The sequence below is a fragment of the Sphingomonas sp. DC5200-1 genome (genome assembly GCF_049897245.1).
GTDB lineage: Bacteria > Pseudomonadota > Alphaproteobacteria > Sphingomonadales > Sphingomonadaceae > Sphingomonas > Sphingomonas aquatilis.
In genome coordinates this window covers 93,909-116,743 of record NZ_JAFCVW010000005.1, presented here as the reverse complement: position 1 = coordinate 116,743, position 22,835 = coordinate 93,909, and the positions used below count along the sequence as shown (strand labels likewise).

Below are 22,835 nucleotides of genomic sequence, written 5' to 3'. Positions count from 1 at the left end.
CACATTCTCTCCGTCACCCCGGACTTGTTCCGGGGTCCACTCTGCGGCGAGGGGGACGGTCAGAGCCTCCAGCCACCCCCCCGCGGCCCGGTGTTCAACCCTCTTCGTCACCCCGGACTTGGTCCGGGGTCCACTCCGCGGCGAGGGGGACGGCCAGAGCCTCCAGCCACTCCCCCGCGGCCCGGTGGACCCCGGAACAAGTCCGGGGTGACGGCGGGGGCACCCCACCCCGCGTTGCACGAAACCGCGCCGCCCCCTAGGGAGCGACATCTGACTTTACCGGAGCTTCCCTTGTCCCACCCCACCTATGACGTCGTCGCGATCGGCAATGCGATCGTCGACATCCTCGCGCAGGCCGACGATGCGTTCATCGAGTCGATCGGCGTCGCCAAGGGCTCGATGCAGCTGATGTTTTCGCCCGAGGATGCCGACGCGCTCTACGATCGCATGGGTCCGGGGCGTGAAGTGTCGGGCGGATCGGCGGCGAACACCGTCGCCGGCATCGCGGCGCTCGGCGGCCGCACAGGCTTCATCGGTCAGGTCGCCGGCGATCAGCTCGGCGAAGTGTTCGCGCACGACATCCGCGCGGCGGGCGTCGCCTTCACCACCGACGTGCGTCCCGGCCAGCCGACCACGGCGCGCTGCCTGATCTTCGTGACGCCGGACGGCCAGCGCACGATGAACACCTATCTCGGTGCCTCGCAGTTCCTGCCCGCCGCCGCGCTCGATCTCGGCATGATCGAAGATGCCGCAATCCTGTATCTCGAAGGCTATCTGTGGGACCCGGAAGAGCCGCGCGCCGCGATGCGCGTCGCGATCGAGGCCGCGCGCAAGGCGGGCCGCAAGGTCGCCTTCACGCTGTCCGACGTGTTCTGCATCGGCCGTCACGGCGGCGACTTCCGCCAGCTCATCGCGGATGGCCTGATCGACATCCTGTTCGCCAATGAAGGCGAACTGGCCGCGCTCGCCGAAACCGAGGATTTCGAGGCCGCGGTCGCCAAGATCGCAGCCCAGGTGCCGACGCTGGTCGTGACGCGCGGTGCGCACGGCGCCTGCGCGCTGCAGAACGGCACGCGTGCCGAAGTCGCGGCGGAGCCGATCGAGCGTGTCGTCGACACGACCGGCGCGGGCGATCTGTTCGCCGCCGGCTTCCTGCACGGTCAGGCGCAGGGCAAGGGCCTGGAAGAGTCGCTGAAGCTCGGCGCGATCTGCGCCGCCGAGATCATCAGCCACTTCGGCGCGCGTCCGAACGTCGACATGAAGGCGCTGATGGCCGCCAAGCTCGGCTGATCGCGTCCCCTGGATGACGAACGGGGAGGTGCCGGCCGGCGCCTCCCTTTTCGTATGCGCGAGGGACCACCGGGCGGGCGGATCGCCATGGCCGGCATCGCCGCACGCCGTTACAGCGGACGTTCCCTCCTGCACGAGCCGACATGAGCCGCCTGATCCTCTTCAACAAACCTTATGACGTGCTCAGCCAGTTCACCGATCGCGGCACGCCGGCGGAGCGCGTCACGCTGTCGCGCTTCATCGACGTACCCGGCGTCTATCCCGCCGGCCGGCTCGACCGCGACAGCGAAGGGCTCTTGCTGCTGACCGACGACGGCCGGCTCCAGGCGCGCATCGCCGATCCGAAATTCAAGCTGCCCAAGACCTATCTCGTGCAGGTGGAAGGCGTGCCGGACGCCGCCGCCCTCGCCGCGCTTCGCACCGGCGTCGTGCTGAAGGACGGCCCCACCCGCCCCGCCGAGGTCGAGGCGATCGAACCGCCGGACCTGTGGCCCCGCACGCCCCCCATCCGCGTGCGCCAGGCGATCCCCGACCGCTGGCTGCGCCTCACCATCCGCGAAGGCCGCAACCGCCAGGTCCGCCGCATGACCGCCGCCGTCGGCCACCCGACGCTGCGCCTGGTGCGCTGGCGGATCGGCGACTGGACGCTGGACAACCTCGCGCCGGGGGCATGGCGCGACGCCTGACGTCCCGACAGATTGATCTTGCGTGGGGTAATAAATCCTCCCCCGCCAGGGGGAGGTGGCGCCGCCGAAAGGCGGTGACGGAGGGGGAGGATAGGAACGCCCCCCATAACGCAGCGCAACCCTGACCGCCCCCTCCGTCATGCCTGCGGCATGCCACCGCATCGGGTCGATCATGCCCCGGCATGATCTTGAACGGCCAGGGGCCGTTCATCCTGATGCGCCCTGGCGGGGGAGGAATGAGCGTACCGCCACATTGGCCGCCCCCCACTAACCGCGCAACATCGCCAACTGCCCCCGGACCACGTCGAGGTTATGCTGGGCGAGGTGACTGCCCCGCCCCGCGACGCTGCCCTCCAGATCGGGCCGCTCGCCGATCGCAATCGCCCGCTCCCACGCCCCGCTCGCCAGCGGCAGCCACTGGTCGACCGCCCGCGCCGGATCGGCAATGGCGTGATGCAGCAGCAGATCGCCGAGCACGAAGAAGAAATCCGGCGACTCCGCCCAGCGCGGCATTTCCGCCTCCGCCAACGCCATCGCATCGCCCAGCCGCCCAGCCTTCGCCAGCGCGGCGATCGCGCCCGTCACCAGCTCGTGCCGCCAGCCCGCGTCCGGCGGCGTCGCCGCCACTGCCTGCGCATAGCCTTCCGCCGACGCCGCGCCGTCGCCGCGCATGTCGGCATCCTTGGCGATCTGGTACAGCAGGTACGCATCGCCCGGCCGCTCGGCGAGCTCCGCCAGCAACAGCCGATGGTTGCGATCGCGCTTGCGGGCAATCTGCGCCGCCCGATAGCCGTCATGCCCGATATGCAGCCCGGTCCGCACCCGCGGCAAAGCGGAGGCAACCTGCTCATGCACCCGCCCCTCGAACCGCACGCCGCGCGGCAGCACCCGCGTGATCCAGCTCCGCGTCGTCGTCGCGCCCGCGCCATCGTCGCTCAGCAGGCACGCCCGCCCCAGCCGCTCGCCCCCCGCGCACCAGTCGCGCAAGGCCTCGCCGCCAGACACGATCCATTCGTCCGCATCGATCACCAGATGCCAGTCCGCATCGGCCAGCCCCAGCGCATGGTTACGCGCCGCCGCGAAATCGTCTGGCCAGTCGAGCCGATGCACCTCCGCCCCGCAACCCTCTGCAATCGCAACGGTATCGTCCACCGACCCGGTATCCACCACCACCATCCGGTCGACGAACGGCGCCACGCTCTCCAGGCACCGCGCAATACACCGCGCCTCGTCCCGCACGATCAGCGTCGCGGCAATGATGGGGGCAGAGGGCATGAAAGTCTTTCACTGTCGGAATAGGCAGGCAGTTGCACGGGATGTTTAATGAACCATTCGCTCCTGCCGAAGCACCCGTTCAGGCCGCCGCGAATACCCGTCATCTTCCTGGACCATCGATCGACGGTATCCTCCAATGCGCTTTGGCGAGAGCCACCGCCGATACAATGGGAAACCCCGTCTTTACGATGACTTGTCCCGTCGTCAGAACCTTGAACACGATAACGACCGGAGCCGTAAACCCAAACAGGAAGAGCAGGTCGTTAGGGTGAGTCCAGTCAATTCCGAGACCGACGAATCCGATCAGGCATCCGGCCACCCACAACGGCTTCCAGCGGAAATCGGGCGAGCGTACGACGGCAATGATAGACCAGACGCTGACCGCGATCACGATCAGCGCAAAGACGACGACCGTTATCTGAAACCCGTTCATACCCAGCCCCTCTGCGTCGACCAGCCGACCTTATAAGCATCGCTGTATCAAGCCACCCCTGTCCTACGCGCCGCCGATCCGCTATGATCCCGCCATGCTCCGCGCCCTCCGCTCGCCCGCCCATCCCACGGCGGCCCGGCGCAGGGGGCGTTTCCGAGCAATACGTATCGTCCACTTCGTCCACTTCCGCAGCCCCCGACCCGAACGCCGACTCGGGCGCCGGACCCGCTTGACCCGCTCGCCCCGATCCCGGACAGCGACGCCGTGACGCACCTGCCCCCACCCCCCGCCGACCTGTTGCGCGACGCCGCGCTGTTCCTCGATTTCGACGGCACGCTCGTCGAATTGCAGGAGCGGCCCGACGCCGTCCGCGTCGACGCGCGCCTCGCCATGCTGATCGAGCGGCTGTCGCACGCGCTCGACGGCCGCGTCGCGATCATTTCCGGCCGGCCGGTCGATGGCATCCGCGCGCTATTCGGCGCCCCCGCCTTCGCCATCTCCGGAAGCCACGGGCTGGAAGTCGCCTGGCCCGACGGCCGCGTCCACCAGGCGGAACGACCCGCCGCGCTCGACCGTATTGTCGCCGACATGCACGACTTCGCAACTGCAACACGGGGCGTCCTGGTCGAGGAAAAGCCCCTCGGCGCCGCGCTCCATTACCGTGCCGTTCCCACGGCCGAAGCCGCCGCGACGCAGCTCGCCACCCGCCTCGCCGCCGATGCCGGCCTTCACCTGCAGACCGGCAAGATGATGGTCGAGGTGCGCGTCGCCGGTGCCGACAAGGGCAGCGCGCTGCGTCAGATGATGCAGGCCCCTGCGCTTGCCGGCCACACACCCGTCTTCCTCGGCGACGACGATACCGACGAACCCGCCATGGCCGCCGCCGCGACGCTCGGCGGCGCCGGCATCCTGATCGGCGCCCCCCGCGCCACCGCCGCGGCGTGGCGCCTCGACAGCGTCGCCGACACCCTCTCCTGGCTCGAAGCCGCAACCGAAAGCCTCAACGCATGACCAGCGTAGACCTCTGGCCGATCGGCAATTGTCAGGTCAGCGCGCTGATCGATCGCGCCGGCCGCTACGTCTGGGCGTGCGTGCCGCGCGTCGATGGCGACCCGCTCTTCTCCGCCCTCGTCGGCGGCGCCGAACCGGACAGCGGCTATTGGAGCATCGAGATCGCCGATTCGGTGTCGGTCGAGCAGCAGTACATCCGCAACACCCCGATCCTGGTCAGCACGCATACCGACAGCGCCGGCAACGTGCTGGAGGTGATCGATTTCTGCCCGCGCTTCGATCGCCTCGGCCGTACCTACCGCCCCGTCGCCTTCGCGCGCATCGTCCGGCCTGTGTCGGGCAGCCCCCGCATGACGATGCGGCTGCGCACCACCTGCGGCTGGGGCGGTGCGTGCCGCGAACAGATCGGCGGGTCGAACCATCTGCGCATCAACCTCGATACGATGCAGATGCGCCTCACCACCACCGCGCCGATCGGCATGATCCAGGAAGAGCGCATCTTCCGCCTCGAACGCCCGCTGCATTTCTTCCTCGGCCCTGATGAAAGCTTCAGCGGCGATCTGGCGGAATCGATGGAGGCGATGCTTACGCAGACGATCGCCGAATGGCAGGAATGGACGCGCGGCCTCGCCATCCCGTTGGAATGGCAGGATGTCGTCATCCGCTCGGCGATCACCCTCAAATTGTGCCAGCATGAGGAAACCGGCGCGATCGTCGCCGCGCTCACCACCTCGATCCCCGAACATGCGGGGTCGGAGCGGAACTGGGACTATCGCTACTGCTGGATTCGCGATGCGTACTACACCGTCCAGGCGCTGAACCGCCTCGGCGCGCTCGACGTGCTCGAGGGCTATCTCGGCTATCTGCGCAACATCGTCGACGATGCACGCGGCGGCCATATCCAGCCTTTGTACGGCGTCCTCGGCGAAGCGACGCTGACCGAACGCTTCGCACCCGATCTGGCCGGCTATCGCGGCATGGGCCCGGTGCGCGTCGGCAACGCTGCCTACGAACAGCATCAATATGACGCCTACGGCCAGATCGTGCTGTGCAGCGTCCACGCCTTCTTCGACCAGCGCCTGCTCCGCCTCAATACGGTCGAGGATTTCCACCGCCTCGAACAGGTCGGCGAGCGTGCCTGGACGCATTACGACAAGCCCGACGCCGGCCTGTGGGAGCTGCGCACCCGACAGAGCGTCCACACCTATTCGGTCGCGATGTGCTGGGCGGCGTGTGACCGGCTCGCCAATGCCGCCCATGCGCTGGGCATGGAGGATCGCTGCACCTTCTGGCAGGATCGCGCCGACCACATCCGCGGCGTGATCGAGGACAAGGCGTGGCGGCCCGACACCAATCGCATGTCGGCAACCTTCTCGGGCGACGACCTCGACGCCAGCCTCATCCAGCTGCTCGACCTGCGCTTCTTCGAACCCACCGACCCGCGCTTCCTCGGCACGCTGGAGGCGGTCGAGCAAGGCCTGCGCCGCGGCAGCTTCATGCTGCGCTACGATACGGAGGATGATTTCGGCCTGCCCGAAACCGCCTTCAACGTCTGCACTTTCTGGCTGATCGAGGCGCTGCACGCCACCGGTCGCCACGACGATGCGCGGGCTCTCTTCGAAGAGATGCTGGCACGGCGTACCGCGTCAGGGTTGCTGTCCGAAGATATCGACCCTACGTCTCTGGAGCTGTGGGGCAACTACCCGCAGACCTATTCGCTGGTCGGCATGATCAATTGTGCCGTCCTGCTGTCGAAACCATGGAGTTCGATCCGCTGAGCCGCCTGATCATCATTTCCAATCGTGTGTCCGCCCCCACGGGGTCCAAATCCGGGGGCGCACAGGGCGGCCTCGCCGTCGCCCTCGCCTCTGCCCTACGCGAATATAAGGGCATGTGGTTCGGCTGGTCGGGCGAGCGCACCGACGAATATACCGGCCAGATCACCTTCCAGCGCAACGAAGGCGTCACCACCGCGACCGTCGACCTCGAAGAGCAGGATATCGAGGAATATTACAACGGCTACGCGAACCGCACCCTGTGGCCGCTCTTTCACTATCGCGTCGATCTGGCGGAATATGAACGCGAATTTGCCGGCGGCTACCAGCGGGTCAACGAACGCTTCGCCGACACCGTCCAGCCGCTGATCGAGGAAGACGACGCGGTCTGGATTCAGGATTATCACCTGTTCCCGTTGGGCCAAGAGCTGCGCAAGCGCGGTGCGAAGAACCGCCTCGGCTTCTTCCTCCACATCCCTTGGCCGCCGCGCCGCCTGCTCGCCATCCTGCCCGAAGCGCAAGCGCTGGTACGTAGCCTGTTCGCCTATGACGTCATCGGCTTCCACACCGACGAATGGCTGTCGTCGTTCCGCGACTATTGCACCGCCGAACTGGGCGCGACCGTCGAGGGCGACGAGCTGGTGCTGGACGATCGCCGCGTGCGCGTCATGGCCTGCCCGATCGGCATCGATGCCAAGGAATTTGCCGGCCTCGCCGTCAGCACGCGGGGTCGCCTGTCCTATCGTCAGATGCGTGACGCCGCGGTGGGGCGCGACATGATCGTCGGCGTCGACCGGCTCGATTATTCGAAGGGGCTGGAAGAACGCTTCCTCGGCTACGAACGCTTCCTCGTCGAGCATCCCGAGGAGCGCAAGGAAGTCACCTTGCTCCAGATCGCGCCGCCCAGCCGCGCGACGGTGGGCAGCTATCAGAAGATTCGCAGCAATCTCGAAGGGTTGGCGGGCCGGATCAACGGCGCGTACGCCGATATCGACTGGGTGCCGATCCGCTACGTCAACCAGGGCTATCCCCGCGACGTGCTCGCCGGCATCTATCGCGCCGCCAAGATCGGGCTCGTGACACCGCTGCGCGACGGCATGAACCTCGTCGCCAAGGAATATGTCGCGGCGCAGAATCCGGAGGACCCCGGCGTCCTCATCCTCTCACGCTTCGCCGGTGCCGCCTGCCAGCTGACCGACGCCGTTCTCATCAATCCCTATTCGGCCGAGGAAATGTCCGACGCGATCATGCTCGCGCTCCGCATGCCGCGCGAAGAACGCATCGAACGCTGGCAGCGGATGATGGACGTCATCATGCGCGAAGATATCGGCTGGTGGCGCAAGACCTTCACCGAGGCGCTGATGGAAGCCCCGTTGGAGATGGAGACGGAAGCGGAGCCGGCATGATCCGCGTCCGCGGCAGGGCTTCCGGCATCTCATCGCGGATGAACGCATAGATCGCCTCGCGCACCTCGCACCGCAGATCGAACGCGGTGGAGGCATCCTTGGCGGTCATCAGCCCGCGCACCTCCATCAGGCCATCCTGTTTCGAATCAGTAACTTGGCAGTTGAAGAACCGCTGGTCCCAGCGAGGGCTGGCCCGGACGACCTCCTCCAGCTTCGCCCTGATCCGCGCCACATCGGCAGCGGGATCGAGATACCAGAACACCGACCCCAGCAGCGCACTCGTTTCCCGGGTCCAGTTCTGGAAGCTGTTCTCGAGGAACTTCGACACCGGCACCACCAGCCGCCGGTCGTCCCAGATCCGGACCACGACATAGGTCAGCCGGATATCCTCGATCCGCCCCCATTCGTTGTCGATGATGACGACGTCGTCGATCCGGATCGGCTCGGTAAAGGCCATCTGGATGCCGGCGATCAGGTTCTTCAGCGCGGGCTGCGCCGCGGCACCGATGGCAAGACCGGCGACACCGGCAGAGGCGGCCAGCGTCACCCCGATCGTCCGCACCGACGGAATGCTCATCAGCATCATCATCGCCGTGATCAGGATCAGCACGAACACGCCGATCCGGTGCAAGATGCCGATCCGCGTCCGCCGCCGCCGGGCCCTCAGATTGTCGGCGGCGGTGATGTCGAACCGCACCTCGCTGATGTCCCGATAGGCGGTCAGCCCGGCAAGCAGCATCCAGCCGAAGATGCCTGGCGTCAGCAGTCCCAGCACCCGCTGCCAGATCGTCTCCCAGTACCGCGGCAGGTCCAGCCCCGGCCCCGACGCGGCGAGGGCGATGACGATCACCAGCCAGAAACTCGGCCGATCCAGCCGGGCGATCAGGATATCGTCGGTCTTGGTCGCGGTGCGTCCCGCCAGCCGGCGCAGCGCCGCAAACAGGATGCGATGGACCAGCGACAGCAGCAGGACGAACGCCAGCACGCCGCCAAGCTTCCCCGCCCAGTCCGGCAGGTCGATATCGAGATAGGGGATATGCATCGCCGCTAACACGCACCACGCCGGCAAAGGCTCCCCGCCCCCCTGCCCGCCCCCTGCTCCGCCGCCCCGAACACAACGGTCGATCGGTGCGTTGTCGGCACGGTTCGAATCAGCTGTTGTCACGAACTCGTCACATACAGGGTCCACCGCGGACATATGGCTACGACGCTCACCGCCGCTTCCCCCCAAACGGCTGCACGCGGCCCGCGGCTCGACGGGCATCTGCACCCCGCCGGCCGCTGGATCTTCCTGGCCGTCCTGATCGGCGCGCTGGGCTATGCCGGCGCCAGCATTCTGACGGACACGGCAGAGGTCGGCGAAACGCTGGCGACGGGCGTCTTCCTGTTCCTCGGCCTCGCGCTGCTGATCGCGCTCGGCTTCGAATTCGTGAACGGCTTCCACGACACCGCCAACGCCGTCGCCACCGTGATCTACACCCACGCCATGCCCGCGCCGCTGGCCGTCGTCTGGTCGGGCGTGTTCAATTTCCTCGGCGTGCTCGCCTCGTCGGGCGCGGTCGCCTATTCGATCATCACGTTGCTGCCCGTGGATCTGGTGATCAACACCGGCTCGGCGGGCGGGTTCGCGATGATCTTCGCGCTGCTGCTCGCAGCAGTGCTGTGGAACCTCGCGACCTGGTATGTCGGCCTGCCCAATTCGTCGAGCCACGCGCTGATCGGCTCGATCCTCGGCGTCGGCCTCGCCAATCAGCTGCTCGCCCGGGGCTTGAACGGCACATCGGGTGTCGACTGGCATCAGGCGGAGAAGGTCTTTTCCGCGCTGTTCTTCAGCCCGCTGATCGGCTTCACCGCCGCCCTCGTGCTTTTGCTGGTGATGAAGCGCTTCCTTCGCGATCCCAAGCTCTATCGCGAACCCGACACGCAGGCACCGCCGCCCAGGGGCATTCGGGCGACGCTGATCGCCACCTGCACCGCGGTCAGCTTCGCGCACGGCAGCAATGATGGGCAGAAGGGCATGGGCCTGATCATGCTGATCCTGATCGGCTGCGCGCCCACCGCTTATGCGCTGAACCGCACCGTCCCCGAAAGCGCGACGCCCGCCTTCGTCGCACAGGCGCGCTCCGCCGCGGAAATCTATGCGCGCCAGCCGGGGCCGGAACCGACGGTGGACATCGCCCGCGCCACCGTGACGCGCGGGCTCGCCGAACGCCGGGTCGATACGCCCGCCATGTACGGCGCGCTCGCCTCGCTGTCGCGCGATGTCGGCGACAAGCTCGAAAGCTACGGATCGCTCGGCAAGGTGCCCGCCGCTGCCACACCCAATTTGCGTGGTGACATGTACCTCGTCCTCGATGCCGGCAAGCTCATCGTTGCCGACGAGGGCGCCCGCACCCACTTCACCGCCGCCGAGATCGACGGGATCAAGGCCTATGGCAGCCGGTTGGAACAGGGCACGCGCTACATCCCGCTCTGGGTGAAGATCACCGTCGCGATCGCGCTGGGCCTCGGCACGATGGTCGGCTGGCGGCGGATCGTCGTCACCGTCGGCGAACGGATCGGCAAGACCCACCTCACCTATGGCATGGGCATGTCGGCCGAGCTGGTGACCGCGGCGACGATCCTGCTCGCGGATCACTTCGCCAGGCCCGTGTCGACGACGCACATCCTGTCGTCGGGCGTCGCCGGCGCGTCGGTCGCGAACGGCGCGGGCCTGCAATGGCGCACCGTGCGCAACATGGCGCTCGCCTGGTTCATGACGTTGCCCGCCGCTATGCTGTTGTCGGGCATGCTCTACTGGATCCTGCTCACCGTGCTGCGCACGACGATGGCCGCGTAAGCGCAACACTTCCGTAACCTCGCCGTGACCGCGGCGTCACATCGGCAGGCTATGCATCGCCCATGAGGGAACAGCGGGTTCCCGAGGGGGCCACGCATGACCACCGACACGACCACCGCCGATATCCTCGCCTTCGTGCCGCAGCGGCCGACCGTGCCGGAGGCTGCAGGCGTCACGCGCCGCCGCTACCGCACGATCTGGATTTCGGACGTCCATCTCGGCACCCGCGGCTGCAATGCCGACATGCTGATCGACTTCCTCGACCATGTCGACAGCGACCAGCTCTATCTCGTCGGCGACATCATCGACGGCTGGCGCCTCAAGAAGCGCTTCTACTGGCCGGCGAGCCACAATGACGTCGTCTGGCGCCTGATGAAGCGCGCCAAGCGCGGCACCCGCGTCACCTACATCCCCGGCAACCACGACGAGGTGTTCCGCCAGTTCGCCGGCATGGACTTCGGCGGCGTCAAGATCCGCCGCAAGGCGATCCACACCACCGCCGACGGCCGCCGCCTGCTGGTGCTGCACGGCGACGAATTCGACGCGATCACGCTCGCGCACCGCTGGGTCGCGTTCATCGGCGACAGCGCCTACACCGCGCTGATGGTGGTGAACCAGTGGCTCAACGTCGCGCGCCGCCGCCTTGGCATGCCCTATTGGTCGCTGTCGAAGCATGCCAAGGCGAAGGTGAAGAACGCCGTCGCCTTCATCTCGCACTTCGAAGAGGTCGTCGCCCATGCCGCCGGATCGCGCGGCGTCGATGGCGTCGTATGCGGGCACATCCACACCGCCGAAATCCGCGATATCCAGGGCGTCGCTTATTATAACGACGGCGATTGGGTGGAGGGCTGCACCGCCTTGGTCGAACATTTCGACGGCCGGATGGAGCTGCTCCATTGGGCGGATGAAATTGCGGCACGCAATGCCCCGGCCAGCACCGATAGCGTGATCCGCGCCGCCTGATGCGCATCGCCCTCGTCACCGACGCCTGGGCGCCCCAGGTCAACGGCGTGGTCCGCACGCTCACCGCCGTCCGCGACGAATTGGAGGCGCAGGGCCATCGGTTGCTGGTGATCTCGCCCGATCGCTTCGCCAGCCTGCCCTGCCCCAGCTACCCCGAAATCCGGCTGGCGCTGGCGCGCAGTGGTACGATCGGGCGGCTGATCCGCGACTTCGACGCGGATGCCGTGCATATCGCCACCGAAGGTCCGTTGGGCCTTGCCGCGCGGCGCTGGTGCGTCGGCGAAGGCGTGCGCTTCACCACCGCCTATCACACGCAGTTCCCCGATTATGTCGCGGCACGCACCGGCGTGAATGCCGAATGGATCTGGCGCTACATCCGCTGGTTTCACGCGCCCGCCGACGCCATCCTCACCTCGACCCCATCGGTCGATGCCGTGCTGCGCGCGCATGGCCTGCCGCATTTGCGCCGTTGGGGCCGCGGCGTCGACCTCGCGACCTTTACCGCCGATGGGCCGCGCGATCCCGTCATCACGGCACTGCCAGGCCCGATCCAGCTCTACGTCGGCCGCGTGGCGGTCGAAAAGAATATCGAAGGGTTCCTCCAGTCGACGACGCCCGGCAGCAAGGTGGTCGTGGGCGATGGCCCGGCGCTGGCTATGCTGGCCGCACGCTACCCGCAGGCGCATTTTCTGGGACCGCGCTTCGGCGCGGACCTCGCCGCGGCCTATCGCAGCGCCGACGTGCTGGTCTTCCCCAGCCGCACCGATACGTTCGGATTGGTGATGATCGAGGCGCTCGCCTGCGGCACCCCCGTCGCGGCACTCCCCGCGCCGGGGCCGGTCGACGTGCTGGACGACAGCGTCGGTGCGATCGACGCCGACCTCGACGTCGCCATCCCCCGCGCACTGACCCGCGACCGGGCGACCTGCACGGCCTATGCCGCCCGCTTCACCTGGGCGAGCAGCGCGGCCCAGTTCCTCGACAGCCTCGCGCCCCTGCGCGCGCCGGAAAGCCGCGCGGCCTAGCCGTCCACCAGCGCGAACCACAGGCGCGCTATCCCCGCCTGGCGGGGTTCACCGTGCCGCGCCTTCGATTGCTGTCCGCTCTTGCGGCACGGTGAACGGGTTAAATGGTTTACTCGAGTCCACCACCCAGCGAGCGGTATAGTTCGACAAGGTTGCTGATGCGTGTCAGTCGGGTCGTGACCAACTGCTGTTGTGCCGCATAAGCGGACCGCTGCGAATCCAGCGTGTTGAGGAACGATTCCACCCCAGCCCGATAACGCGCGTCGGAAATGCGCAGCGCCACGTTCGCCGCCCCGACACGGGCGGTCTGCGCCGCAATCTGTTCGTCGATCGTGCCGCGCTGTGCCAGCGCGTCGGCGACCTCGCGGAATGCGGTCTGCACCGTCTTCTCATAGGTCGACACCGCCGCCTGCTGCGACGCCCGCGCATAATCGACATTGCCCCGCAGCCGTCCGCCATCGAACAGCGGCAGCGATACCGACGGAGCGCCGGTATAGGTGAAGCTGCCCCCGGCGAAGAGCCCGCTCAGCGCGGTGCTGATCGTCCCCAGCGTCGCGGTCAGCGAGATGCGCGGAAACAAGGCCGCCCGTGCCGCGCCGATGTTGGCATTCTGCGCGATCAGCTGATGCTCGGCCTGCAACACGTCGGGCCGACGCAGCAGAACCTCGGACGACAGGCCCGCGGGCAGCACCTGCAACGCGGCATCGCCGTTGCCCAGCCCTTGCGGCAGCAGGTCCGCCGTCACCGGCGCACCGACCAGCAGGTCGAGCGCATTCTTGTCCTGCGCCACCCGCGTCTTCAGGACGGCGATATCGTTGCGCGCGCTCTGATAGCTGGTTTCCGCCTGCCGCGCTTCCAGTTCGGATGCGACACCGATGCGGAACTGCGCCCGCGTCAGCTCCAGCGATTGCTCGAACGCCTTCAGCGTCTCCTGCGAGATGCGCAGCTGATCCTGATCCGACCCCAGGGTCGCCCAGGCCGTCGCGATCTCGGCGATCAGGCTGATCCGCGCGGCGCGCTGCGCTTCCTCGGTCGCGAAATACTGTTCCAGCGCGGCGCGGTTGAGGTTGCGGACGCGGCCGAACAGGTCGAGCTCGAAGGCGGAGAAGCCAGCATTGACCGAATAGAATTCGAGGTTCGACGAATTGGACCCGACCGCCGCGCCACCTGCCCCGGCACCCACGCCGCCACCGGTTCCCGCGCCCGCTCCGGCACCCGCGCCGCTACCCGCGCCAGCCCCCGCCCCGGCGGAGGCGCCGCCGAAGATGTTGTTGGTGTAGGTCCCCGACCCCGACACCGTCGTCGACGGCACCAGATCGGCCCGCTGGATGCGATATTGCGCCCGTGCTTGCAGCACGTTGGCTGCGGCGACCCGCAGGTCGCGATTGTTCTCCAGCCCCAGCGCGATCGTCTTGCGCAGGCGGTCGTCGGTGAAGAACGTCTGCCAGCCGATCTTGCTGACGTCGGGCGCATCGGTCGCGGCGGCAGGATACACGCCGCCCTGCGGCAGGGCCGCGGGCACCGCGCCTTCGGGCCGGACGTATTTCGGTGCGAGATTGCACCCCGCGAGCGCGCTGGCGCCCAGCAGCGCGAGGACGATTTTGCGTGTCATCACCACTCAGGCTCCCTGCGGACGTGGCGCATCGCCCTCGTCGTCCGCGTCATTGCTGTCATGCGGCCTGTCCTCGACGGGCCGCTTGCCGTCATGGCCGTGCCCGAACAGGCGCAGCACCACGACGAAGAACATCGGCACGAAGAAGATCGCGAGCAGCGTCGCCGACAGCATGCCGCCGACCACCGCACGACCGATCGCATTCTGCCCGCCCGCACCTGCGCCGGTCGAGATCGCCAGCGGCAACACGCCGAAGATGAAGGCGAGGCTGGTCATCAGGATCGGGCGCAGACGCAGCTTGGCTGCCTCCACCGCCGCGTCGAATGGCCGCATGCCTTCGTTGATCCGCTCTTCGGCAAATTCGACGATCAGGATCGCATTCTTCGCCGAGACGCCGATCGTCGTGATCAGACCGACTTGCAGGTAGATGTCGTTGTTGAGGCCCGTCAGCCACGCCGCCAACACTGCACCCAGCACGCCGAGCGGCACCACCAGCATCACCGAAATCGGCACCGACCAGCTTTCGTACAGCGCAGCGAGGCACAGGAACACGATCAGCAGCGACAGGCCATACAGCGCCGGCGCCTGACCGCCGGACAGCCGTTCTTCGAACGACAGGCCCGTCCATTCGAGCGCAGTGCCCGGTGGCAGCTTGGCGTGGATTTCCTCCATCGCCTGCATCGCCGCACCCGTGCTGAGGCCTGCGCCCGGCGAACCCTGCAACTGCATGGCGGGCTGGCCATTGTAGCGGGTCAGCTGCACCGGCGCATTTGCCCATTCCAGCGTCGCAAAGGCGGTGAATGGCACCATCTGCCCCGTGCCGTTCCGCACGTACAGATCGCCGACATCCTCCGGGCTGAGGCGATAGGGCGCATCGGCCTGGACGTAGACGCGCTTCACGCGACCACGATCGATGAAGTCGTTGATATAGCCCCCGCCCCACGCCGTCGCGATCGTCGAATTGACGTCAGCAAGGTCGAGGCCCAGCGCGCGCGCCTTGTCCTCGTCGATCTTCACCTTCAGCTGCGGCGCGTCATCCAGGCTCAGCGGGCGGACCTGCGCCAAGCGCTTGTCCTGCATCGCCATGCCCAGCATCATGTTGCGGGCCTGCACCAGCTTTTCGTGACCGATGCCGCCGGTGTCGACCAGCTGCGCATCGAAGCCGGTCGCGTTACCCAGTTCCTGCACGGCCGGCGGCACCAGCGCGAAGATCAGCCCGTCCTTATACTGGCTGAACGCGCCCATCGCCCGTCCGACGATCGCCTGTGCCTTATTATCGGCCCCGCTACGCTCGTCCCACGGCTTCAGATTCACGAAGACCAGACCGGCATTCTGCCCCTGACCCGCGAAGCTGAACCCGTTGATCGTGAACACGCCAGCGACATTGGCACCTTCGGCTTTCATAAAGTGATCGCGGACGAGGGTCAGCCCCTTGTCGGTGCGCGCGCTCGTCGCGCCGGCCGGGCCCTGGACCAGCGCCAGCACCGTGCCCTGATCCTCGTCGGGCAGGAAGCCCGAGGGCAGGCGCGTGAACACCAGCACCATGCCGCCGACGATCAGCGCATAGACCAACAGCGATCGCTTCCAGCTCCGCGCGGTGCGCTTCACGCCGCCTTCGTACTTCTGCTGGCCGCGTTCGAACCGATCGTTGAACCAGCGGAAAAAGCGCGCAAACGGCCCGTTGCCCTCCGCCTTGTTCGGGTCGTGCGGCTTCAGAATCGTCGCGCACAGTGCCGGCGTCAGGATCAGCGCGACCATGACCGACAGCACCATCGCCGACACGATCGTGATCGAGAATTGGCGATAGATCACGCCGGTCGATCCGCCGAAGAACGCCATCGGCAGGAACACTGCCGACAGGACGAGGCCGATGCCGATCAGCGCGCCGCTGATCTCGTCCATCGACTTGCGCGCTGCATCCTTGGGGCTGAGATGTTCGGTGACGATCAAACGCTCGACGTTCTCGACCACGACGATCGCGTCGTCGACCAGCAGGCCGATGGCGAGCACCATGCCGAACAAGGTCAGCGTGTTGATCGTGAAGCCCGCCACCGCCATCACCGCGAAAGTGCCAAGCAGCACCACCGGCACCGCGATCGTCGGGATCAGCGTCGCCCGCCAGTTCTGGAGGAACAGGAACATCACCAGGAAGACGAGGACGACCGCCTCGATCAGCGTGTGGATCACCTGCTCGACCGACAGCCGCACGAACGGCGTGGTGTCATAGGGGTAGATGACCTTGACGTCGGCGGGCAGCGTCTTGCCGATCTCCTGCGCGCGCGCCTTGACCAGCTCCACCGTGTCGAGCGCATTGGCACCGGCAGCAAGGCGCACGCCGAAACCGGACGCGGGCTTGCCATTATACTGGACGTCGAAGCCGTAATTCTCCGCGCCCAGCTCGACCCGCGCCACGTCGCGCAGCCGTACGACGGCGCCCGCGGTGGTGGTCTTCAGCCGGATCGCACCGAACTGTTCGGGCGTCTGAAGACGCGACTGCACGCTGACGGTAGCGTTCAGCATCTGCGACTTGGGAGCAGGCTGCGCGCCGATCTGACCGGCGGACACCTGTGCGTTCTGCGCCTGGACCGCGGACGTCACGTCGGCGACGGTTAGCGCATAGCTGTTGAGCTTGATCGGATCGAGCCAGATGCGCATCGCATATTGCGCACCGAACACCTGCAACTCGCCGACGCCGGACACGCGGCTGATCGGATCCTGGAACTTCGACACGACCATGTCGGACAGGTCGGTGTTGCTATGCGACCCATCGGTGGAGACGAGACCGACCACCAGCAGGAAGCTGGCGGAGGACTTCGTGACCTGAATGCCCTGGCGCTGCACCTCCTGCGGCAACAGCGGCGTCGCCGCCTGCAGCTTGTTCTGCACCTGCACCTGCGCGATGTCGGGGTTGGTGCCCTGTTCGAAGGTCAGCGTGATCGTCACCGTCCCCGCCGAGGAGGACGAGGACGAGAAATAGCGCAGGTTGTCGATGCCCTTCAGCTGCTGCTCGATGATCTGCGTCGTCGTGCGTTCCAGCGTCTCGGCATCGGCGCCCGGATAGCTCGCGGTGATCGCGACCGCGGGCGGCGCGATTTCCGGAAACTGCGCCACGGGCAGGCTGCGGATCGCGATCGCGCCCGCCAGCATCATGACGATGGCGATGACCCATGCGAAAATGGGTCGATCGATGAAATAGCGTGCCATGGTTCGTTACTTCGCCTGGCCCTGCGCCTGTGGCTGCCCTTGCGGACCGCCGGCAGGCTTGGCGTTCGGATTCCACGGCTCGCCCTTCACCGGCATGCCCGGCCGCAGCATCATGCCGCCTTCGACGATCACCTTGTCGCCGGGCTTCAGCCCGCCGGTGACGAGCCAGTTGTCGCCGATCGTCCGCGTCGTCTGCAAGCTGCGCGGCTGCACCTTGCCATCAGCGCCGATCACCATCGCCGTCGCCTGACCCTTTTCGTCGCGCGTCACCGCGCGCTGCGGCACCAGCATGCCATTCTGCTTGATGCCCTGGACCAGCGACGCGCGCACGAACATGCCCGGCAGCAGCAACCCGTTGGGATTGGGGAAGAGTGCGCGGATCACCTGCGATCCGGTCGTCGGATCGACCGTGACGTCGGCAAAGCGCAACGTCCCCTGCGGGCCATAGGCCGTGCCGTCCTCCAGCGTCAGCTTCACGGGCGCATTGCCGTCGCGCAGCAGCTGACCGTCCATGATCTGCTGGCGCAGCTTCAGCAGGTCGGCACTCGACTGCTGGATATCGACGTAAACGGGATCGAGCCGCTGGATCGTCGCCAGCGCCTCGGTCTGCGACGCGGAGACGAGCGCGCCGGTGGTGAACACCGACCGGCCGATCCGGCCGCTGATCGGCGCGCGAATCGTGGTACGCGCCAGATCGATCTGCGCCGTACGCAGCGCCGCCTGCTGCGCCGCAACGTCGGCGCGCGCCTGCTGCGCGCTCGTCTGGGCGTTTTCATATTCCTGGCGGGCGATGGCATTGATCTTGACCAATTCGCCATAGCGACGCGCCAGCGCCTCGCTCGACGCGATCGCAGCACGCGCGCGAGCCAGCGCCGCACGGGCACTGGCGACCTGCGCCTGATAGGGCGCGGAATCAATGCGATACAGCGGCTGGCCTGCGCGGACCATGTCGCCTTCGGTGAACAGGCGCGCGCGGATCAGCCCGTTGACCTGCGGCCGCACCTCGGAGGTTTCGAAGGCGGTGGTGCGCCCCGGCAATTCGGTGGTCAGCGTCACCGGCTGTTCGCGCACGACGACATAGCCGACCGTGGGCGGCCCCTGCGGCGCCTGCTGCTGCTGTTGCCCCTTGCCGCCGCAGGCCGTGAGCGTTCCGCCCAGAACCAGTGCCAACGCTAGCGTCGCCGCGCCGTGTCGCTTATCCGCCATGCCGAAATGTCCGATTTTGATTTTTTGTGAGTGATCGATCACTCACGCTCTGGTACAACCGGATTCGAACGGGCGTCAACCCGTGCCGGGACGAGGATGGAATGAACGACGCGAATTTTTGTTGCACCGCACCCAAGAAGAAAGCGGACGCGCGTCGTGAACGTGTGATTGAGGCTGCTCGCAAGCTCTTCATCGACAAGGGTTTTCACAGCACCGGCATCGCGCAAATTGCGAAAGAATCGGGCATCGCGGTCGGCCAGTTGTATCGCGACTTTTCTGCGAAAGAGGACATCGTTGCCGCGATCGTCGACGCCGATTGCTGCGCGTTCATGGCAGGCGACTCGCTGCGCGCCGCCATTGAAAACAATGACGCGGCCTTGGTGCGCGACTGGTTGCACCAGTTTATCACCGCCGAGGACGCCGAGGAGGACGTCGAAAATTCGCGCCTGTTCGCGGAAATCGTCGCGGAGGCGGGACGCAATGAACGGATTGCGGCGATCTTTCGCAGCATCAACGACGACGTCCGCGGCCTGATGCTCAACGCGTTGGAAATGCTCGCCCCCTCGCCGCGGATGGCGGAACGGCGTGCGGTCTTGTCGGACATGATTTCAACGATGGCGCTCGGCATGCTGCATCAGGAGCTGATTCGCCGCGATTTCGACCGCGGTCCGCTTGCACGGGCGTTCATCGTCACGGTCGACCGGGAGATCGACGCAATGCGCGCCGAGGGGACACCAGATCAGACCCCTTGAGCTGACGCTCTCCTAGCGGCTCGGCCACATCGCCAGGCTGGTGTCGACCATCCGCTCGAGCTCGTCGCGCCTGGCGCCCGATCCCGCCTGCACCGCCATCCCCTGCAACAGCGCGTAGAGATAGCTGGTAAGACCGCCGATATCGACCGCCACGGGCAGATCTCCATCCGCCTTCGCCCGCTCGAACCGTTCGACCAGCGCCGCTTGGGATGAAGCGCGGCGCGCGATCATCTCGCCCCGAACCGAATCGGCTTCCGATCCGCAGGGCATGGTGGCGATCACGCCCAGGCACCCTTTCGGCTCACCGGGGCTCGTCTGCATCGCCAAGGCGCCGCGCAGGATCGTCTCGGCGACGCCACGCGCGGTCGGCTGCTCCAGCGCCGCGCGCATATATTCCAGCTTTTCCTGCTCGTAGAGGTCGAGCGCCTTGTGAAACAGCGCCTCTTTGTTGCCGAAGGCCGCGTACAGGCTGGGGCGCGTGATCCCCATCGCCTCCGTCAAATCGGCTAGCGACGTGCCTTCATATCCCTTGCTCCAGAAGACGCGCAGCGCCGCGGCGAGGGCCGTATCCGTGCAGAATTCCCGCGGACGCCCCTTTGCACACGGGCCGGGTGTCGCGGTAAGAACGCTTTCCATATCGCTCAGTATAGAAAGTCTGGCGCGCCGAACAACACCGTATCGGCACTACCGCTTACGCGGCACGCTTTCCGGGCTGGCGTTGCCGCGGAGCCGCGCCCTTCGTTCCCATGATCTGCCGCGCGACCGCCTCTGCGATCTTGATACCATCCACCGCGGCCGACAGGATGCCGCCGGCATAGCCCGCCCCCTCGCCCGCCGGAAACAGACCGATCGTATTGAGGCTCTGCAAATCCTCGCCCCGCGTGATGCGGATTGGCGATGAGGTGCGCGTTTCCACCCCCGTCATCACCACGTCGGGGTGATCGTAGCCCGCAATCTGCCGCCCGAAGACCGGCAACGCCTCGCGCATCGCCGCGATCACGAAATCGGGCAGGCAGGTCGCAAGGTCGGTCGGCGTCACGCCCGGCCGATATGACGGCGCGATCGATCCCAGCGCGGTCGATGGCCGCCCCGCCAGGAAATCCCCCACCCGCTGCGCCGGCGCCTTGTAGCTCGATCCGCCCGCAACGAACGCCAGTTTCTCGATCTGGCGCTGCAGCGCGATGCCGGCGAGCGGATCGCCCGGATAGTCGCGCGCCGGATCGATCGCGACGACGAAACCCGAATTGGCGTTGCGCTCGTTGCGCGAATATTGGCTCATGCCGTTGGTGGCGACCTGCCCTTCCTCGGACGTCGCCGCCACCACCGTGCCGCCCGGGCACATGCAGAAGCTGTAGACCGTTCGCCCATTCGAACAGTGATGCGAGATATGATATTCGGCCGCGCCCAGAATGGGATGGCCGGCATTGGGGCCAAAGCGCGCCTGATCGATCCAGGATTGCGGGTGCTCGATCCGCACGCCGATCGAAAAGGGCTTGGCCTCGATATAGACGCCCGCCTCGTGCAGCATCGCGAACGTGTCGCGCGCGCTGTGCCCGACGGCGAGCACCACCTGCTCCGCCTCCAGATAGTCGCCGTTGTGCAGGTGCAGCCCCCGCATCCGCCGCGTGCCATCCGCGTCGACCGCGACGTCGATGCCGTCGACGCGGCGTTCGAAGCGATATTCGCCGCCCAAGGCCTCGATCGACGCACGCATGCTCTCGACCATCGTGACCAGCCGGAACGTGCCGATATGCGGGTGCGCTTCGGTCAGGATTTCCTCGGGTGCGCCCGCTTTCACGAACTCGGTCAGTACCTTGCGGTCGAGATGCCGCGGATCCTTGATCCGGCTGTAGAGCTTGCCGTCCGAAAACGTGCCCGCCCCGCCCTCACCGAACTGGACGTTCGATTCGGGGTTAAGCTCGCTACGCCGCCACAAGCCCCACGTATCCTTGGTCCGCTCGCGCACCACCTTGCCGCGATCGACGATGATCGGGCGGAATCCCATCTGGGCGAGGATCAGGCCCGCGAACAGGCCACACGGCCCCGTCCCGATCACCACCGGCCGTGGCCCGGCGTAATCCGCCGGCGCCTTGCCAACGAAGCGGTAGCCGGTGTCCGGCGTCGGCCCGACGTTGCGGTCGCGGCGGCAGCGGGCCAGCACCGTGCCCTCGTTCTTCACCGTCACGTCGACGGAATAGACGAGCTGGATGTCCATCTTGTCGCGCGCGTCATTGGCCCGTCGCGCGACCGTATAGCGCACCAGATCGCGCGGCCCGATCCGCAGCCGATCCCGGATCGCCGCTGCCAACGCCTCCTCGGGATGATTGAGGGGGAGTTTCAGCTCGTTGATGCGCAGCATGCCGCCCGGATAGCCGATGCGATGGGCGCTCGCCAGTCCGTGCCGGGATCGCCTAGCCGATGCGCGCCGCCTGCCCCGCCACGACGGCCCAGCCGACGCCGGTATTTCGCCAGAGGCGGGTGTAGGCATAAAGCCCGTCGATCACGGCATCTGCGAACCGACCGACAAGCGTCGCCTTCGTCGTCACGAGCACCATGTCGCCGATGACGGTATAGCGGGTGTCGGACAGGTCGAGGCGGCTCAGGTTCAGCAGGCCCTCGGCATGCGCAGCCAGATCCTGCTCCCGGGTCAGAACACTGCCGTCCGGCCCAGTGAAGACCAGCCCCGGATCGATCAGCATCGACAGGGTTTCTACGTCCCCCGCCACCATCGCCGATCGCAACCGTGCCTCGCAGCGTTCGACCTCTGCTACGCGATCCATGCCACCCTCCTGCGCAACGGCGGCAGCATCGCTACCACCGTCCATCGGATACTCTGCGGCCCAGCAGCTCGTCCACCCGCCGCCGCGTCGCGGGAGACGCCGCCGCGGGCAAGGCATCGGGTGGGAAGAAGCTCGCCTCGGCGAGTTCGACGCCATCGATCTGTGGCGTGTCGGTGGTCGTGCCACGGACGAGCCATACGGTATCGCGCCGTCCCTCGGCGCGCGCGTCCCATTGTCCGAGGATCGCCGCGGCATTCAGCCGGCACCCGGTTTCTTCCATCAGCTCTCGCAACGCCGCCGCAACCGGTGCCTCTCCGCGCGCGATGCCACCGCCCGGCAGCATCCACAGATCGGACCGGCCGTAGCGATGCCTCACCAGCAGCACGCGGCCCGACGCGTCGAACGCTATCACCTTCACGCCGCGCGTCCGCCACCCGACCAGCGCCAACGCGCGGCGACGCAGGCGATAGGCGAGATCGATCAGCGGACGCATCCCGCTTGTCCTATCGGTTCGCGCCGGCGTCCGAAAGCTTGCCCTTGCCCGCCGAACCGGCAATGACGCGCGGGTTCAAGGGGAG

At 67.0% G+C, this 22,835-nt stretch carries 19 protein-coding genes; 9 read left to right on the top strand and 10 right to left on the bottom strand.

The window, feature by feature from the left end:
- Nucleotides 1-291: 291 nt before the first annotated feature.
- The gene (locus ACP7A3_RS12135; RefSeq protein ID WP_426255743.1) at nucleotides 292-1,290 is read left to right on the top strand and encodes an adenosine kinase; all 999 of its coding nucleotides are present in this window, start codon (nucleotides 292-294) and stop codon (nucleotides 1,288-1,290) included.
- Nucleotides 1,291-1,433: 143 nt separating this feature from the next.
- On the top strand, nucleotides 1,434-1,976 hold the full coding sequence (locus ACP7A3_RS12130; protein WP_063689642.1) for a pseudouridine synthase: 543 nt from the start codon (nucleotides 1,434-1,436) through the stop codon (nucleotides 1,974-1,976).
- Between the two features lie 267 nt (nucleotides 1,977-2,243).
- On the opposite strand, the gene ACP7A3_RS12125 is transcribed toward ACP7A3_RS12130, so the two are convergent.
- Nucleotides 2,244-3,251 carry a glycosyltransferase gene (locus tag ACP7A3_RS12125; RefSeq protein WP_426255742.1) on the bottom strand — a complete coding sequence of 336 codons (1,008 nt, stop codon included), beginning with the start codon at nucleotides 3,249-3,251 and terminating at the stop codon, nucleotides 2,244-2,246.
- Nucleotides 3,252-3,351: 100 nt separating this feature from the next.
- A complete protein-coding gene (locus tag ACP7A3_RS12120; RefSeq protein WP_017979384.1) occupies nucleotides 3,352-3,684 on the bottom strand; it encodes a hypothetical protein in 333 nt (110 codons plus the stop codon).
- A 264-nt stretch (nucleotides 3,685-3,948) separates the two neighbouring features.
- On the opposite strand from ACP7A3_RS12120, the gene otsB reads away from it, so the two are divergent.
- From otsB to ACP7A3_RS12105, 3 genes are read left to right on the top strand one after another with little or no spacing between them, the layout of a single operon-like run.
- Nucleotides 3,949-4,695: a trehalose-phosphatase gene (gene otsB / locus ACP7A3_RS12115; RefSeq protein ID WP_426255741.1), complete on the top strand. Its 747-nt coding sequence runs from the start codon at nucleotides 3,949-3,951 to the stop codon at nucleotides 4,693-4,695.
- The gene (locus tag ACP7A3_RS12110) at nucleotides 4,692-6,473 is read left to right on the top strand and encodes a glycoside hydrolase family 15 protein (RefSeq protein ID WP_426255740.1); all 1,782 of its coding nucleotides are present in this window, start codon (nucleotides 4,692-4,694) and stop codon (nucleotides 6,471-6,473) included. Before otsB ends, ACP7A3_RS12110 begins: the two co-directional genes overlap by 4 nt.
- The gene (locus tag ACP7A3_RS12105) at nucleotides 6,455-7,876 is read left to right on the top strand and encodes an alpha,alpha-trehalose-phosphate synthase (UDP-forming) (RefSeq protein ID WP_426255739.1); all 1,422 of its coding nucleotides are present in this window, start codon (nucleotides 6,455-6,457) and stop codon (nucleotides 7,874-7,876) included. Before ACP7A3_RS12110 ends, ACP7A3_RS12105 begins: the two co-directional genes overlap by 19 nt.
- Here the strand turns inward: ACP7A3_RS12105 and ACP7A3_RS12100 are convergent.
- Complete coding sequence (locus ACP7A3_RS12100) at nucleotides 7,818-8,918, bottom strand: mechanosensitive ion channel family protein (RefSeq protein ID WP_426256042.1); 1,101 nt, start codon at nucleotides 8,916-8,918, stop codon at nucleotides 7,818-7,820. The genes ACP7A3_RS12105 and ACP7A3_RS12100 overlap by 59 nt on opposite strands.
- A 156-nt stretch (nucleotides 8,919-9,074) precedes the next feature.
- On the opposite strand from ACP7A3_RS12100, the gene ACP7A3_RS12095 reads away from it, so the two are divergent.
- The 3 genes from ACP7A3_RS12095 to ACP7A3_RS12085 all read left to right on the top strand — a co-directional run bounded on the left by ACP7A3_RS12095 (nucleotide 9,075) and on the right by ACP7A3_RS12085 (nucleotide 12,703).
- Nucleotides 9,075-10,715, top strand: a complete 1,641-nt coding sequence (locus ACP7A3_RS12095) for an inorganic phosphate transporter (protein WP_426255738.1) — start codon at nucleotides 9,075-9,077, stop codon at nucleotides 10,713-10,715.
- A 96-nt stretch (nucleotides 10,716-10,811) separates the two neighbouring features.
- Nucleotides 10,812-11,678 (top strand): UDP-2,3-diacylglucosamine diphosphatase, encoded by an 867-nt coding sequence (locus ACP7A3_RS12090; protein WP_017979390.1) that lies wholly within the window; start codon nucleotides 10,812-10,814, stop codon nucleotides 11,676-11,678.
- Entirely contained in the window at nucleotides 11,678-12,703 is a 1,026-nt protein-coding gene (locus ACP7A3_RS12085) for a glycosyltransferase family 4 protein (RefSeq protein ID WP_426255737.1), read from the top strand. Before ACP7A3_RS12090 ends, ACP7A3_RS12085 begins: the two co-directional genes overlap by 1 nt.
- Before the next feature lie 109 nt (nucleotides 12,704-12,812).
- Here the strand turns inward: ACP7A3_RS12085 and ACP7A3_RS12080 are convergent, their stop codons facing one another.
- From ACP7A3_RS12080 to ACP7A3_RS12070, 3 genes are read right to left on the bottom strand one after another with little or no spacing between them, the layout of a single operon-like run.
- A complete protein-coding gene (locus ACP7A3_RS12080) occupies nucleotides 12,813-14,315 on the bottom strand; it encodes an efflux transporter outer membrane subunit (RefSeq protein ID WP_426256041.1) in 1,503 nt (500 codons plus the stop codon).
- Between the two features lie 6 nt (nucleotides 14,316-14,321).
- On the bottom strand, nucleotides 14,322-17,519 hold the full coding sequence (locus ACP7A3_RS12075) for an efflux RND transporter permease subunit (protein WP_426255736.1): 3,198 nt from the start codon (nucleotides 17,517-17,519) through the stop codon (nucleotides 14,322-14,324).
- A gap of 6 nt (nucleotides 17,520-17,525) precedes the next feature.
- A complete protein-coding gene (locus tag ACP7A3_RS12070) occupies nucleotides 17,526-18,725 on the bottom strand; it encodes an efflux RND transporter periplasmic adaptor subunit (RefSeq protein ID WP_192930005.1) in 1,200 nt (399 codons plus the stop codon).
- 101 nt (nucleotides 18,726-18,826) lie between these two features.
- Here ACP7A3_RS12070 and ACP7A3_RS12065 point away from each other — a divergent pair, with 101 nt between their 5' ends.
- Nucleotides 18,827-19,477, top strand: a complete 651-nt coding sequence (locus ACP7A3_RS12065) for a TetR/AcrR family transcriptional regulator (RefSeq protein ID WP_426255735.1) — start codon at nucleotides 18,827-18,829, stop codon at nucleotides 19,475-19,477.
- Between the two features lie 12 nt (nucleotides 19,478-19,489).
- Here the strand turns inward: ACP7A3_RS12065 and ACP7A3_RS12060 are convergent, their stop codons facing one another.
- The 4 genes from ACP7A3_RS12060 to ACP7A3_RS12045 are packed head-to-tail and all read right to left on the bottom strand — an operon-like array spanning nucleotide 19,490 to nucleotide 22,750.
- On the bottom strand, nucleotides 19,490-20,113 hold the full coding sequence (locus tag ACP7A3_RS12060; RefSeq protein ID WP_426255734.1) for a TetR/AcrR family transcriptional regulator: 624 nt from the start codon (nucleotides 20,111-20,113) through the stop codon (nucleotides 19,490-19,492).
- Between the two features lie 55 nt (nucleotides 20,114-20,168).
- Complete coding sequence (locus ACP7A3_RS12055; protein ID WP_426255733.1) at nucleotides 20,169-21,836, bottom strand: NAD(P)/FAD-dependent oxidoreductase; 1,668 nt, start codon at nucleotides 21,834-21,836, stop codon at nucleotides 20,169-20,171.
- A gap of 52 nt (nucleotides 21,837-21,888) precedes the next feature.
- Nucleotides 21,889-22,257, bottom strand: a complete 369-nt coding sequence (locus tag ACP7A3_RS12050; protein WP_426255732.1) for a nuclear transport factor 2 family protein — start codon at nucleotides 22,255-22,257, stop codon at nucleotides 21,889-21,891.
- A gap of 31 nt (nucleotides 22,258-22,288) precedes the next feature.
- Complete coding sequence (locus ACP7A3_RS12045; RefSeq protein ID WP_426255731.1) at nucleotides 22,289-22,750, bottom strand: NUDIX domain-containing protein; 462 nt, start codon at nucleotides 22,748-22,750, stop codon at nucleotides 22,289-22,291.
- Nucleotides 22,751-22,835: the final 85 nt, after the last annotated feature.

What these genes read in the sequence shown, in the direction of transcription:
- ACP7A3_RS12050 (WP_426255732.1), bottom strand. Translation starts at nt 22,257, where the DNA reads ATGGATCGCGTAGCAGAGGTCGAACGCTGCGAGGCACGGTTGCGATCG.
- ACP7A3_RS12090 (WP_017979390.1), top strand. Translation starts at nt 10,812, where the DNA reads ATGACCACCGACACGACCACCGCCGATATCCTCGCCTTCGTGCCGCAG.
- ACP7A3_RS12120 (WP_017979384.1), bottom strand. Translation starts at nt 3,684, where the DNA reads ATGAACGGGTTTCAGATAACGGTCGTCGTCTTTGCGCTGATCGTGATC.
- ACP7A3_RS12130 (WP_063689642.1), top strand. Translation starts at nt 1,434, where the DNA reads ATGAGCCGCCTGATCCTCTTCAACAAACCTTATGACGTGCTCAGCCAG.
- ACP7A3_RS12085 (WP_426255737.1), top strand. Translation starts at nt 11,678, where the DNA reads ATGCGCATCGCCCTCGTCACCGACGCCTGGGCGCCCCAGGTCAACGGC.
- ACP7A3_RS12095 (WP_426255738.1), top strand. Translation starts at nt 9,075, where the DNA reads ATGGCTACGACGCTCACCGCCGCTTCCCCCCAAACGGCTGCACGCGGC.
- ACP7A3_RS12045 (WP_426255731.1), bottom strand. Translation starts at nt 22,750, where the DNA reads ATGCGTCCGCTGATCGATCTCGCCTATCGCCTGCGTCGCCGCGCGTTG.
- ACP7A3_RS12065 (WP_426255735.1), top strand. Translation starts at nt 18,827, where the DNA reads ATGAACGACGCGAATTTTTGTTGCACCGCACCCAAGAAGAAAGCGGAC.
- ACP7A3_RS12075 (WP_426255736.1), bottom strand. Translation starts at nt 17,519, where the DNA reads ATGGCACGCTATTTCATCGATCGACCCATTTTCGCATGGGTCATCGCC.
- ACP7A3_RS12080 (WP_426256041.1), bottom strand. Translation starts at nt 14,315, where the DNA reads ATGACACGCAAAATCGTCCTCGCGCTGCTGGGCGCCAGCGCGCTCGCG.
- ACP7A3_RS12055 (WP_426255733.1), bottom strand. Translation starts at nt 21,836, where the DNA reads ATGCTGCGCATCAACGAGCTGAAACTCCCCCTCAATCATCCCGAGGAG.
- ACP7A3_RS12060 (WP_426255734.1), bottom strand. Translation starts at nt 20,113, where the DNA reads ATGGAAAGCGTTCTTACCGCGACACCCGGCCCGTGTGCAAAGGGGCGT.
- ACP7A3_RS12125 (WP_426255742.1), bottom strand. Translation starts at nt 3,251, where the DNA reads ATGCCCTCTGCCCCCATCATTGCCGCGACGCTGATCGTGCGGGACGAG.
- ACP7A3_RS12110 (WP_426255740.1), top strand. Translation starts at nt 4,692, where the DNA reads ATGACCAGCGTAGACCTCTGGCCGATCGGCAATTGTCAGGTCAGCGCG.
- ACP7A3_RS12100 (WP_426256042.1), bottom strand. Translation starts at nt 8,918, where the DNA reads ATGCATATCCCCTATCTCGATATCGACCTGCCGGACTGGGCGGGGAAG.
- ACP7A3_RS12070 (WP_192930005.1), bottom strand. Translation starts at nt 18,725, where the DNA reads ATGGCGGATAAGCGACACGGCGCGGCGACGCTAGCGTTGGCACTGGTT.
- ACP7A3_RS12105 (WP_426255739.1), top strand. Translation starts at nt 6,455, where the DNA reads ATGGAGTTCGATCCGCTGAGCCGCCTGATCATCATTTCCAATCGTGTG.